Origin of the sequence: Anaerofustis sp. NSJ-163 (assembly GCF_024135845.1) — a bacterium.
GTDB lineage: Bacteria > Bacillota > Clostridia > Eubacteriales > Anaerofustaceae > Anaerofustis > Anaerofustis butyriciformans.
Genome location: NZ_JAMYJV010000001.1, coordinates 114,994 through 129,459, shown reverse-complemented (window position 1 = coordinate 129,459; position 14,466 = coordinate 114,994). Strand labels below are relative to the sequence as shown.

Here is a 14,466-nt window from a genome sequence, read left to right as displayed (position 1 = left end):
TCCCTGTCTGTTTTTTTATAATTGAAAAGTTTATAAATGTTGTTGTAGAATGTGTATATAAAGAATTGAGGGTAATGTTATGAAAAACAATAGATATAGAATTTTTCTCATATTAAAGCTTCTTTATGAAAAAAGCGATGAAGAAAATCCATTAACAACAAAAGATTTTTTTAGTTATTTAAAAGAACATAATATTAATATAGATAGAAAAACATTTAATGAAGACATATCTTTTTTGTCAGAAGTAATGGGATATGATATAATTTGTGAAAAAGGCAATAAAAATATTTATTTCTTTGGTGAACGACTTTTTGAGCTTCCTGAGCTTGCAATGCTTATAGATGCGGTATCTTCTTCACAGTTTATAAGTAAAAAGAAAAGTAAGATTATCATAAATAAACTTATGATGTTAGTTTCAGAAAATCAAAGAAGACATCTTAATCGAAATATTATTAACACAGGAAAAGTAAAAACAAATAATAACTTAATATATTATATTATTGATTTGATAAATACAGCTATAAATAAAAATAAAAAAATATCTTTTAGATATTATGATTACAATATAAATAAAGATAAAATATTTAAAAATAATGGTGAAGTATATATTCTTAGCCCATACACTTTATATTGGAATCAAGATAAGTATTATCTTGTAGGTTATTCCGATAAAAGAAACGATGTTGTTTCTTTTAGAGTTGATAGGATGGAAATTCCAACAATGCTGGATGATGAAAGAACAAAGTTCCCAGATGGTTTTTCTATTACAGATTATGGGAAAAAGATATTTAGTATGTTTCCGGGGGAAGAAAAAGAAGTTATACTTAAATGTAAGAATGAATTAATGAAATATATAATAGATAAATTTGGGGAAGATGTACCTGTTTTAGAAAAAGGAAAAGAGGATTTTTTAGTTAAAGTTCGTGTTGGACTAAGTCCGACATTTTATGCTTGGATATTTCAATTTGAGGGTGGAATTAAAATTGTCTCACCTCAAAATGTTATTGATGACTTTAATAAAATGTTAAATCAAAATTATATAGGAGAGAACTTCACTAAATAAATATTTAGTGAAGTTATGTAAAATGGAAAGTAAACTTATAAATGAATTTTTAAATACAAATAATATTTCTAAGGCATCAATTAAAGGGTATTTATATGACTTAAATACCTTTGTTTTATTTATGATGAAGAGAAACCATATTAATAATTTAGATAACGAAGCTGATAAAGATTTATTCTTAAACCTTAATAGTATCGACATGTATGCTTATGTTGATTATTTAAAAAAAGAACTTAAAAATTCAGATAAAACTATCGCAAGAAAAATATCTGCAGTTAAAAACTTTTATAAATTTCTTAATAAAAAATATGGTCTAAATAACGAAATAGTTTCGTTCAAATTTAGATATAATAATGATAGTTTAAATAAAGATGTTCTTTCTAATGAGCAGATAAATGATTTAATAGATTACGTAAAAAACATTGAACCGGAAAAGAATCAAATAATAATTTTTCTTATGTTATTTAATGGACTTACGGTTAAAGAAGTTCAAAACATAAAAACTAAAGATATTTTTGATAATAATATCATAATAAACAAAAACAGTGAAAATGAAAGAATTGTTAAAATAAATGACGCTCTCAGAGGCATTTTAAGCCGTTTTTTATTTTCAAACGACCAACTATACCTGTTAAATAGTCCTTCAAATCCAAAAAAACCAATTTCAACAAGAAGAATACAAGAAATTGTTAAAAATGCACTTAAGAGAATAGGAATTGAAGAAAAAGGAATAAGCAGCAATATTTTAAGGAATACTGCAGTAAAAATGTTAAAAGATTATAACAATGCTGGGTTTAATGAAATTAAATCATTCTTGGGACTAAAAACAGATAAACAAATTGAAAGATATCTAAAAGATAAAAAAGAAGAAATTGATATGAATAAAAATCCATTTAGTAAATTTTAAAATGGGATAGATATAAAATGGAATATATATTAAAAAGATAATAGAAAATAACATTATAAAGATATTAATGCTTAAAAGCCTTATAATCAAAGGGTTTGAGAAGATGTGTAAAAATATGTTAAATTTATTATAAAATATAGTCAATTCTATGTTAAAGTTGTCTTTAGCGGAAAGTTGATATTACATTTTATTTAAAATTGTTTTGATGATTGTGTAAAATTTATCCCAACCTATAAATATTGCAATAATATTACTTGCAAAACTTGTAATTGTAACGACATTCCCTATAATTTTAAAAAAAACATTTTTTTGAATACTTCTTATTTCATATTTAGATATAATGCCAAACCATTTTAATATTAATACTGGCAAAGCTATTATAAAACGAACACCTTGTGCAAAGCTTATAAAAGGATTAAATAAATCTTTTTTTATACTGTCAATTTTCCTTTGAAGTGTGCCTAAATGTCGAATAAACATATCAATGCAGTCATTAGCCTCATCTTTACATCGACTTTCTAAAATTGAATTATTAATACAATTTCGTGTTTCAGGTAAAAAATTGATAAGTAATTGATAGTTTTTTGCAGTAAAACCATATAAATTATCTTTAACATATTGATAAATTCCATCATAACCCAATTCATATTGCATTTCTTTTATATTAAAAGTTAAATCAGTATATAAGTCATTATTGAAGTTTTCCCTAAAAAAAAGATCATTTAAATAAATTTGTAAATTATTTAAATATCTATTTGTAAAATCATATCTTTTGTTTAAATCTTTTAGTTCTAAAATGTTATATATAAAGCCAATTGTTATTAATACAATTAGAATTAAAATTGGAATAATATTATTCATTATATACTATATACCCCTTTTTTATTTTCCCTTTAATAATTAAATTTTAAGTTTAACTATATTATATAAAACTTGAATATTAATATCAACTTTCTTTTTTATATTATATATTAAAGTATTAAATATAATAAAACAAAAAAACAGCCCTACATAGAGCTGTTTTTTATATTACATACTTTCTTTTAATATTTGAACGATTTCTTCGTGGCTTAATTTTTTATAACCGCCTTCCATTATAAATGAACCTTTTGCAATTCCTTCAAGCATATCTTCTTTAACGCCTAAGTCTCTGATATTCATAACAAGACCGATTTCTTTCATCCATTCTTCCATTCTGTCAAGGCCTTCTTTTGCAATTTCTTCATCAGTTTTGTTTTCTGGATTCACTCCCCATACGTTAATTGCAAATCTTTTAAATTTATTTAAACCATATGGACAGATATAACGATAATATGCCATTGAAATAGCTGATAAAGTCATACCGTGAGTTGCATCAGTATAAGCACCGATTGATTGACCTATCATATGAACCATCCAGTCTGTTGTTTTGCCTTTTGCAATCAAAGTATTTAATGCCCATGTTGCAATCCACATTATATTACTTCTTGCTTCATAATCTGTTGGATTTTTTACTGCTATTATTGAACTATGAATTAATGATTTAAGTAACCCTTCACTAATATAGTCAGAGGTATTGTCATCATCATCTGAGAAATATTGTTCTGTGATATGATTCATAATATCGTAAAAACCTGCTACCATTTGGTATTTAGGAAGAGTATAAGTATAAGTAGGGTTTAAAATTGAGAATTTAGGGAATACATTTTCGCCGAATACATGACCTATTTTTAATTTTTGTTCATGATTTGTTATAACTGCTCCCCCGTTCATTTCTGAACCTGTTCCTACCATTGTAAGCACACATCCTACAGGAATGATTTCATTGTCTACATCTTCCATTCTTAAATAGTATTTATCCCATGGATCTTCATCGCAGTAAGTTGAAACAGAAACTGCTTTTGCGTAGTCACATACAGAACCGCCGCCAACTGCAAGAATTAAATCTACTTTATTTTCTTTAGCAATTTTACATCCTTCATAAAGTTTTTCTACTGTTGGGTTTGGCATTACTCCAGGATCTTCAAAGATGTTTTTGTCATTTGCTTTTAAAATTTCGATTACCTTATCATATATACCGTTTTTCTTTATTGAGCCACCACCGTAGCTTAGCATAATATTTTTACCATAATTTTTTAATTCATCATTTAAATAGTTTAATGAATCTTCACCAAAATATAATTTTGTAGGGTTTGAATATGAAAAATTTCCTAACATTTAAATTTCTTCTCCTTTATATTATAAATTTAAGCTTTTAACAAAGCTTTCTAATGTTTCTTTTGTAATATTACCGTTTAACATTCTGCCTTCTTTTATTATAGTGCTTTCAGATACGCTTCCTTTTAAATCCTTTGAAATACCTCTTAGACCACTACCTCCTGAAGTTGCGAATAATACAACCTCCTTGTTTTCAAAATTGTATTTTTCAAGGAATGTATTGATAATAGTAGGCGCTGTATACCACCAAATTGGGAAACCTAAGAATACTACATCATAGTTTTCAATATTTGGATTATTATCTATAATTTCAGGTCTTGAGGATTTATCATCCATTTCAATAGAGCTTCTTGATTTCTTATCATGCCAGTTTAAATCAGCTGATGTGTAAGGATTTTTTGGCTCTATTTCATAAATATCACAATTTAAAGCTTCAGCGAGCATTTGAGCTTTATGTTTTGTAGTTCCTGTTGCTGAAAAATAAGCAACTAATGTATTTTTCATCTTATAAAACCTCCTTGTTTTATCTTAGGCTTAGTCTATCACTTGGAGTTTACTCCATGTCAATACTTTATTTATATATTTTATTTTAAATTAAAATACTAAATATATCAAATTCTATATTTATTGATATATGTATACCTAAAAAGTATATATATATTTAAACAAAAAAGACCTGTTAGGTCTCTTTTATAAATTATCTGCCCACATTTCGCATTGTGCCATTACTGTTTTAACTGCATCATCCATACCTTCAGGTGGATATTTGTGTTCCTTTAGAAGTCTTTTAATAATCATTCGCATTTTTGCTCTTGCTGATTCTCTCATTTGCCAGTCTATGGTTTTATTTCTTCTTAGGGTTTCAGTTAGTTCTTTTGTAATTACAATAAGTTCTTCATTCTCGTAAAAATCTTTTATTGCACTTGGTTTTGTTAGTGCATCATAAAAGGCAAGCTCATCAGCCGTCAGCCCCATTTCTTTTCCTTGTTTTTGAGCTTTTGATATTTCTTTGGCAAGTTTTAACATTTCTTCTATAACTTCTTCGTTTGTTAACATCCCGTTTAAATATGAATTTAATGAACGTTTTATTATTTCACTAAATTTTTCTGATTTAACTATATTTGTTCTTTTATATACAGAAATTTGTTCATTAATTAATTTTTTCAAAAGTTCTATTGCAAGATTTTTTTCAGGCATTGCAGCTACGTCTTTAAGGAACTCTGGATCAAAAATTGAGAATTCTTCTTTTATATCAGAAAATAAGTTAATTACTCCACTTGTTTTTATTGAATGTTTTAAAAGCTCGTTTATTCTGTTGTTCATTTCTTTTAAGGAGATTTTCTTATCTACTCCGTTATCATTAAGTCGTAAAATAAATACTCTTACTGCATCAAAAAAACATGCTTCTATTCTTTCATTCTTAGGAACTATGGAAGAACAAAGAGACAATGATTGACTTAGAATAAGTGATTCTTTCATAAAAGCCTCTTTATCTTTCACTCTCTTTCTATCCATTATAAAGTTTACGGCACTGCTTATAGTCTTTGCTTTTTCAAGTTCGCTTCCTATTTCAAACTTTGAATAATCAAATTGATGGAATAAATCTCTGCATATTTCAAGTTTTTCTACAAATTTTGGATAAGCTACTTTTGAAATGTCTGTATCTCCATAATTTGCTCTATCCCTTGCTGTATAATCGCTCATTGCCTTTTTTAATGCGCTGGCAATTCCTATATAATCAACTATAAGCCCTGCAACTTTATCTTTATATACCCTGTTTACTCTGGCAATTGCCTGCATTAAGTTATGACCTTCCATTGGTTTATATATATACATTGTAGAAAGAGACGGAACATCAAATCCTGTAAGCCACATATCAACAACTATTGCTATTTTTAAAGGACTTTCATTGTCTTTAAATTCCTGTGCAAGCTTATTTTTATGATTTTTATTACCTATAATTTCACGCCATTCTTCAGGGTCATTGTTTGTAGATGTCATTACAACTGCAATTTTATCTTTCCATTCCGGTCTTAATTTTAATATTTGATTATATATTTTCATTGCAATTGGACGAGAATAAGCAACAATCATTGCTTTACCCGTAAGGAGATGTTCACGGTTGTTTTCGTAGTGGTCAATAATATCCATTGTTAAAGAAAGGATTGTTTTGTCGTTACCTAATATAGCGTCTAACTTTCCAAGTTCACGTTTGCTTTTTTCAACTACTTCTTCATCAGCATTTGCTGCCATTTTGTCATATTCTTTATCTATAAGTTGTAAAATATCATCATCAAGATTTAATTTTAAAACCCTGCTTTCATAGCAAATCGGTTTCGTTGCTTCGTCCTTAACTGATTGTGTCATATCGTATATATCAATATAATTTCCGAATACTTCCTTTGTGCTTCTATCTTTTTGCGAAATAGGAGTTCCAGTAAATCCAATATATGTAGCATTAGGAAGAGCATCTCTAATCATTCTTGCTGTTCCTACTTTTAGTTTCCCTGTCTTAATATCTACCTTTTCGCTAAGCCCATACTGTCCCCTATGTGCCTCATCTGCCATTACGATAATATTTTTTCTATCACAAAGAGCTTCTCCTGTCTCTGTGAATTTTTGCATTGTTGTAAAAAAAATACCGTTTGCTTTTCTTCCTTTTAACAGTTCAATTAAATTTTCCCTGCTTTCTGCTTGTATAGGTGTTTGTCTTAAAAAGTCTTTACATTTTGCAAATTGAGAATAAAGCTGATTGTCAAGGTCGTTTCTGTCTGTAATAACAACGATTGTAGGGCTGTTTAAGGTTTGATTTATAAGCTGAGCATAAAATACCATTGATAAAGACTTTCCGCTGCCTTGTGTATGCCAGAAAACCCCGCCTTTTCCATCTGTATCAGTTGCATTGATAGTTGACTTTATCGCTTTCTTTACTGCGAAATATTGGTGATATCCTGCTAAAATTTTATAAGATTTTACGCCCTCGTTTGAAAAGCATATAAAATTCTTTATTATATCTAAAAGTCTCTCTTTTTCAAACATTCCTTCAAAGAATGTATCAAATTGAGCGTGTTTTGTGTTTTCATAATCTCCGTCTTTACTCTTCCATTCCATAAAACGGTCTTCGCCTGATGTTATTGTTCCTGCTTTTGATATTACTTGGTCGCTTATAACGCAAATTGCATTATATATGAACATTGAAGGGATTTCTTTCATATAGTTTTTAATCTGTCTGTAAGCGTCTGTTACGTTGGTTTCTTCTCGAGATGGAGACTTAAGCTCTGCAAGCACTACAGGCAGCCCGTTAACAAATAGAATTATATCAGGTCTTTTTTCGCTGTTTTCAATAAATGTCCATTGATTGGCAATAATAAAAGAGTTATTGTCTACATTGTTATAATCTACAAGATAAACGATAGAAGATTTTTCTTTTCCATCTACAAAATATCTTACCGGAACGCCATTTTGCAGATAGTCCATAAAAACAGAGTTTCTTTGTACAAGTTCCCCATTTTCTATATTTTTTAATTTGAATATAGCATCATTTATTGCTTCCTTTGGCATATTTTTATTAATTCTATATAAGCAGTCAATAAGTACATCTTCATATAACGGACTGTGTATGTCTCTTTCGGTATCAGGTCCATATATGTATTTATAATCTAAATTATTGGTAAATAATTCTATTATTGATTTTTCGTAGCTGGATTCGGTGTAGAACATGTTATTCAACCTCTTTTTTATTATTTTCTATTTCTATTTGTAATTTTTTTTCTATTTCTTTCCATTTCTTATCGCCAAAAAATTCATTTGCAATTTTTCCAACTTCTAAGGATTGCATAGTAATATATTCATGTAATCTTGCAGTAAAAATAATAATTTCATTTTTTAAGTTATCTAAATACTTTACTTCTTCAAAAGAAGGTATTTTCCCGTTTTGATGTATTATCAAAAATTGTTTTTTATATTCTAAAATTTTTATTTTATTTTCTGATATATTATACTTTATTGAATATGTTATATCATGAAATTCCTTTAATCTTTTGCATACATAGGCTTTTTGACTATTTTTTAAAACAGGAACATATGATTCTAAATTCATTTTATCAATCAAAGATATATTAAATTTTGAAATATTTATTAAAAGATTAAGTTTATCATCTTGAATTTCAGCTGTATTATGTATTGTTATTAGAAAATTACCTAGTATTTTAGACATATCTGTTATGTTTATATATAAACTTTTAATATTAAAAGAAATTGCATTAAAAATTTTTTCTCTTTCATGAAAATATCCTATAATTGATAGTACAAAAGAAACTATAAAGCCCGTAAATATTCCTAAAAAAATGTTTTGTAATATATTATTTTTACATATAATTAATGATATACCACTAATTATCATAATAATTATACAAACAAATGCTGTAGTTCGATTTATTTTCAATTATTTTCTCCTTTTCTATCAAAATGTATTTTCCATAAAGTTTCTACATCTTCATAGCTTGCATGTCTGTTTTTTGCTGTATTGGTATCTCCAACTCTTGTATAAATTTGATATTCATGAATAGATTGGTAACGTTTTGTTAAAAAGAATGGAACATTTGGAGAACTTTTGCATACAACAACATCAATTTTTTTTGATTTATAAAATAAATGTTTTATTTCTATTTCAGGAATATGGTCTCCTGCAAAATGTTTTGATTTAAGAAAATCATATATGTTATTAGATATAATTTCTTTTTCAATTCCTACAACATTATAATTATCATCTACACCATATATTAAATATGCTTCTTTATTTTCTTTATTGTTGCTTAAACAAATTATATCGTGAAGAAAAGAGTCATCAGTTCCTCCAAATTCCATTTTAAAATCATAAAAATAATCTTCTTTTTTTGAATTTATGAGTTGAACTATTTTTAAATTTAGTGGGTCAATTTCTAATTCCTCACATTTAATTTTATCAACTATATCTTTTAAACGGTCTTTATCATCTTTATTACCTTTACCATTTACATAAGTATTTTTTTTATTATTTGGGTTGTATATATTTACAATCTTTTCACTATTTTTAAATTTAATTTGCCAAAATTTACCATTATTTTCTTTTTCAATACATTCATTTATTATATAACCTATATTTTCTAAAGAAATTTTTATTTTTTCAATATTTGTATTTGTCATGTTTTCTCCTTTATAATAAATTTTTAATATTTTTATTAAAAAAAAGTATTTAACCATAAATAATCTATATTATATATTTTCTTTTATATACTAAACCTCAACCTCAGAAACATCAATTTCACCTGACATAAGTTTTGGAAGTAGCGTGTCTCGTAGGTTAGTAAGCACTATATTTTCATGCATATTAACTAAAATTTTATTAAAAAGTGGTTCTAATAAATCGTTAAACTCAATTAAAGATTCTGTTGAAGGTATGATACATTCTAATTTTGCAAATTGAGTTTTATTTAGATTTACTATTGTGCTACCACTTTGACCATATTTGTTTATTTCATCTGATTTTGTTTTCATAAGTAAATAAACAAAATACGGGGATATATTTTCTTTTGGAATTATTGAATTAATCTGCTGATTTGTCTGACTAGGTGTTGAAACTAATGTTACTAAACCTGCTGTACCAATACAACTTACACATATGCTGTTTTTAGGAAGTGTTTTTGTAGGCTGAGAGTCAGCACCAAGCAATGATAAAGAACGTTCTGTTTTTACTGTGTATACAGAGTTATGCATATCAGGGATTGTTATAAATGGAATATCTTCTCCATAGTATTCCTTTTTTTTTGTAGAAGGTGTCTTACCACATACAATTTCTGAAGCTAAATCCTGTATTGTTCCATAATTCCAATCAGATGGTTTTGTTTTATTAAATAATTCAAAATCAATAAACCACGATTTAAAAATCGCCTTAGCCTGCTCTTCCAACTTCTCATTTATTTTTTTGTTTATATCAATTTGGGCACTTATACCATCAAGAATAGAAACAATTTTTTCTTGTGTTTCTTTTTGTGGAAGAGGAAAATCTAAATCCACAAAATCTTTTTGGTATAGGTGTGGAATTACACTCCCTTCAGTACGCATTGTAATAAATGCTTTGAAATAATGTGAACACAAAAAATTATATATAAATCTTGTGTTTATTATTTCCGGTTTAAGATTTCGAATTACAAATATGCCTGAAGCAACAGTTGTAGGTTGTTCAAGTTTATTAATAAATCCAATTTTCCCAATAGTTCCGTCTTTGGAAATAAGGATATCTTCTTCTTTTAACATTATTTCCGGTGACTCGTCATAGCGTTCCTTAGTTATAAATCCGGCTTTATCCCAGTTTATGCCGTCTTCAGTCAATGCTTCTCCATTGATTATGCGATACTCACTATGTTCTAGATATTCACTTTTCTTTAAACCTTTCCAACCAATACGACCTTTTATATAAAGGTATTCGCCTAATTTAACAGTATTATATTTCATACCCAATCCCCTCCAAGTTCTTACGTATTTCTTCTTCAAGTTTATGGGACTGTTTAAACATTTGTGATAATTCTTCAGTAAGTCGTTTCATTTTTTCTTCAAAAGGTTCATCGTCTTCTTCAGTTTCTTCTATTCCAACATATCTGCCTGGTGTTAAAATATAATCTTGTTTCTTTATTTCTTCTAAATCTGCCACGTAACAAAATCCTTTTTTATCTTCAAGGGTTCCCTCTTGAAATGCTGAAAATGTATCAGCAAGTTTTTTTATGTCTTCATCTGTAAAGTCTCTGTGTTTTCTGTCTACCATATATCCCATATTACGAGCATCAATAAATAAGGTTTTTCCTTTTTGTTTTTTATTTCTTGTTATAAACCAAAGAGTAACGGGAATTGTTACGCTGTAAAATAACTGTGTAGGCATGGAAATAATACCTTCTACAAGGTCTGCTTCAATTATATTTTTCCTTATTTCACCCTCTCCTGAAGTCATGGAAGATAAAGCCCCGTTTGCAAGAACTAAACCGATTTTTCCGTTTGGTGCAAGATGATATATCATATGTTGTATCCAAGCATAGTTGGCATTACCTGCAGGAGGTGTTCCGAATTTCCAACGAACATCATCCTTTAATTTATCCTGTCCCCAGTTTTTAAGGTTAAAAGGAGGGTTTGCCATTATAAAGTCTGCTTTAAGGGTTTTATGCAAATCATTAAAAAATGTATCTGCATGATAGTTTCCAAGGTTTGCATCTATCCCTCTTATTGCCATATTCATTTTCGCCATTTTCCATGTATCGGCATTGGACTCTTGACCATATACTGATATTTCCCCTCTGTTTCCGCTGTGTGCTTCAATAAATTTTGCACTTTGAACAAACATTCCCCCTGAACCACAGCAAGGGTCATATACACGGCAGTTTTTAAAAGGTTTTAATATTTCAACTATTGTTTTAACTATACTTGAAGGAGTATAGAATTCACCGCCTTTTACTCCCTCATAAGCCGCAAATTGAGCTATACAGTATTCATATGTTCTTCCAAGCAAATCTTTGCTGTTATGTGTTTCATCCATTTCCATATTTGTGAATAAATCAACGACTTCCCCTAAAACTCTCTTATCAAGGTCCGGGCTTGCATAGTTTTTAGGTAAAACATTTTTTAATGTTTTATTTTCTTTTTCTATTGCTATCATAGCATTATCAATAATGCTTCCTATTTCCGGAGTATGTGCATATTGTGCAATATTACTCCATCTTGCTTCTTCAGGTACAAAGAATACATTTTCCATTATATATGCATCTTTATCATCTTCAAAGCCATCTCCCTCTTCAACAAGTTCATTGTATCTATTTTCAAATGCACTTGATATATAACGTAGGAATATAAGCCCTACTATTACTTTTCTATATTCGGCAGCAGGAATATGTCCCCAAAGAACACAGGCTGCATCCCATATTTGTTTTTCAAATCCAATATTTGCATTATTGCTTTCTGACATTTTTATTTCTCCTAAAATAAATTAATTATTTATAAAATTTTCGATAAATACTAATTAATTATATCATATTTTTACTTTAAAAAACAAAAAAAGCCGTGATACATCACGGCTTTATATTACATAATCATTGAAAGGGAAATTCTTCCTTTATTCTTATCTACATCAGTAACGGTTACTTCAACTATATCCCCTGTTTTAAGTTTATCGCTAGGGTGTTTTATAAATGAATTTGATATTTGAGAGATATGAACAAGTCCGTCTTGATGAACTCCTATATCTACAAAGGCTCCAAAGTCAACAACGTTTCTTACCGTACCCATAAGTTTCATACCTACGATTAAATCTTCCATTTCCATTACATCGCTTCTTAAAATAGGTTTAGGAAGTTCATCCCTTGGGTCTCTTCCTGGTTTGATTAATTCTTTTAGTATGTCTTTAAGTGTTGGTATACCTATTTCACATTCATTTGAAATATTATCAAGACCTATTTTTTCGGCTTCTTCTGTTATTGATTTTATGTTTTCTGTGTTAATGTCTTTTAGAGTATGTCCTGTAAGTTCAAGAACTTTCTTTGCCGCTTTGTATGATTCAGGGTGAACTCCTGAGTTATCAAGAGGGTTTGAACTTTCTGCAACTCTTAAGAAACCTGCACATTGCTCGTATGATTTCTTACCAAGTTTTGGAACTTTTAAAAGCTCACTTCTTTTTGTATACATTCCGTTTTCTTCTCTATATGCTACGATATTTTTTGCAACGGCACTGCTTACTCCTGCAACATATTCAAGTAGCGATACAGATGCTGTGTTAAGGTCTACTCCAACGCTGTTTACAGCACTTTCTACAACGCCCGTTAATGCTTCATTTAATTTAGCCTTTGGCATATCGTGTTGATACTGTCCAACTCCTATGCTTTTTGGGTCTATTTTTACAAGTTCTGCAAGTGGGTCTTGAAGTCTTCTTGCAATTGAAACTGCACTTCTTAAGGCAACATCATAATCAGGGAATTCTTTTGCAGCTAGTTTTGAGGCTGAATAAACTGATGCTCCGGCTTCACTTACAACAACATATTGAACCTTTGTGCCTTTTATTGTATCGGCAACAAATTTTTCTGATTCTCTTGATGCTGTTCCGTTACCTATTGAAATAACTTCAACATTATGTTTACTTATTAAATCTTTAATTATCTTTTCGCTTTCTTCAATTTTGTTGTGTGGTGGTGTTGGGTAAATTACGGTTGTGTCTAAAACTTTTCCCGTTCCGTCCACTACGGCAATTTTACATCCTGTTCTATAAGCCGGGTCAAGACCAAGGGTTACTTTGTTTTTTACAGGTGGCTGCATTAAAAGCTGTTTTAGGTTTGTTGCAAAAGTTTTTATTGCACTTTCGTTTGCGCTTTCCGTTAAGTCGTTTCTTATTTCTCTTTCAATAGACGGAAAAATTAATCTGTCGAAAGCATCAACACAAGTTTCTTCTAAATATTTATATGCACTGCTTTTTGTATTTTTTATAACGTATTTATGTATTATATTTAAGGCTTCATCTTTATTAATTTCGATTGTAACCTTTAAAAATCCTTCTTTTTCTCCTCTGTTTAAAGCTAAAACTTTGTGTCCTTGAAGTCTTTTTACAGATTCTGAAAAGTCATAGTAAGTTTGATATACACTGTCTTCATCTTTAGTATTTTTACTTATTATTTTACCTTTGTTTCTGATTAGTTTTTTAAGCTCTTTTCTTATATTTGCATTATCTGAGATGTTTTCAGCGATTATGTCTAAAGCGCCTTTAATGGCTTCATCTTCGTTATTAACGCCTTTTTCTTCGTTTACATAATCTTTTGCGATTATTTTTATATCCTCTAAATCTGCTTCCTGCGAAAGGATAATATCGCTTAAAGGCTCAAGACCTTTTTCCTTTGCAATTGATGCTCTTGTTTTTCTTTTAGGTTTGTAAGGTCTGTATAAGTCTTCAACTTCAGATAATGTATTTGCGTTATTTATTTCTTCTTCAAGTTCTTTTGTAAGTTTATCAAGTTTCTTAATAGAACTAATTACTTCTTCTTTTCTTTCTTTTAAGTTTCTTAAATAACCAAGTCTTTGTGCAACCTCTCTTAAAAGCTGGTCATCCATTGAACCTGTAAGTTCTTTACGGTATCTTGCTATAAAAGGAACAGTATCCCCTTTATCAAGCATTTCAATTACATTTTCAATGTGTTTTGGTTTTCTGTCAAATTCTTTTGATAATATATTTATTATTTCTTGCATGTTTTACCTCTTTTATATAATTTACTTCACTAAATAATTATTTCGTGAAGTT

At 28.7% G+C, this 14,466-nt stretch carries 11 protein-coding genes; 2 read left to right on the top strand and 9 right to left on the bottom strand.

Annotated features, from left to right (window positions below; all coding sequences use genetic code 11):
- The first annotated feature begins 79 nt into the window (after positions 1 to 79).
- Both M6G78_RS00665 and M6G78_RS00660 read left to right on the top strand, forming a co-directional pair.
- A complete protein-coding gene (locus tag M6G78_RS00665; protein WP_253229294.1) occupies positions 80 to 1,063 on the top strand; it encodes a YafY family protein in 984 nt (327 codons plus the stop codon).
- 22 nt (positions 1,064 to 1,085) lie between these two features.
- Positions 1,086 to 1,970, top strand: coding sequence for a tyrosine-type recombinase/integrase (locus tag M6G78_RS00660; RefSeq protein ID WP_253229293.1), 885 nt, complete (start codon positions 1,086 to 1,088; stop codon positions 1,968 to 1,970).
- A gap of 180 nt (positions 1,971 to 2,150) precedes the next feature.
- Here the strand turns inward: M6G78_RS00660 and M6G78_RS00655 are convergent, their stop codons facing one another.
- The 9 genes from M6G78_RS00655 to M6G78_RS00615 all read right to left on the bottom strand — a co-directional run bounded on the left by M6G78_RS00655 (position 2,151) and on the right by M6G78_RS00615 (position 14,414).
- Positions 2,151 to 2,831 carry a hypothetical protein gene (locus tag M6G78_RS00655; RefSeq protein WP_253229292.1) on the bottom strand — a complete coding sequence of 227 codons (681 nt, stop codon included), beginning with the start codon at positions 2,829 to 2,831 and terminating at the stop codon, positions 2,151 to 2,153.
- A 168-nt stretch (positions 2,832 to 2,999) separates the two neighbouring features.
- Entirely contained in the window at positions 3,000 to 4,166 is a 1,167-nt protein-coding gene (locus M6G78_RS00650) for an iron-containing alcohol dehydrogenase (protein ID WP_253229291.1), read from the bottom strand.
- Positions 4,167 to 4,187: 21 nt separating this feature from the next.
- The gene (locus tag M6G78_RS00645) at positions 4,188 to 4,670 is read right to left on the bottom strand and encodes a flavodoxin (protein WP_253229290.1); all 483 of its coding nucleotides are present in this window, start codon (positions 4,668 to 4,670) and stop codon (positions 4,188 to 4,190) included.
- Between the two features lie 186 nt (positions 4,671 to 4,856).
- Positions 4,857 to 7,886, bottom strand: a complete 3,030-nt coding sequence (locus M6G78_RS00640) for a type I restriction endonuclease subunit R (protein ID WP_253229289.1) — start codon at positions 7,884 to 7,886, stop codon at positions 4,857 to 4,859.
- 1 nt (position 7,887) lies between these two features.
- Entirely contained in the window at positions 7,888 to 8,610 is a 723-nt protein-coding gene (locus M6G78_RS00635; RefSeq protein ID WP_253229288.1) for a hypothetical protein, read from the bottom strand.
- Positions 8,607 to 9,350 carry an ATP-binding protein gene (locus M6G78_RS00630; RefSeq protein ID WP_253229287.1) on the bottom strand — a complete coding sequence of 248 codons (744 nt, stop codon included), beginning with the start codon at positions 9,348 to 9,350 and terminating at the stop codon, positions 8,607 to 8,609. The genes M6G78_RS00635 and M6G78_RS00630 overlap by 4 nt, the downstream gene beginning before the upstream one ends.
- Positions 9,351 to 9,440: 90 nt before the next feature.
- Positions 9,441 to 10,658, bottom strand: coding sequence for a restriction endonuclease subunit S (locus M6G78_RS00625; protein ID WP_253229286.1), 1,218 nt, complete (start codon positions 10,656 to 10,658; stop codon positions 9,441 to 9,443).
- A complete protein-coding gene (locus M6G78_RS00620; protein WP_253229285.1) occupies positions 10,648 to 12,153 on the bottom strand; it encodes a class I SAM-dependent DNA methyltransferase in 1,506 nt (501 codons plus the stop codon). Before M6G78_RS00620 ends, M6G78_RS00625 begins: the two co-directional genes overlap by 11 nt.
- Positions 12,154 to 12,269: 116 nt before the next feature.
- Complete coding sequence (locus M6G78_RS00615) at positions 12,270 to 14,414, bottom strand: Tex family protein (RefSeq protein WP_253229284.1); 2,145 nt, start codon at positions 14,412 to 14,414, stop codon at positions 12,270 to 12,272.
- Between the last annotated feature and the right edge of the window lie 52 nt (positions 14,415 to 14,466).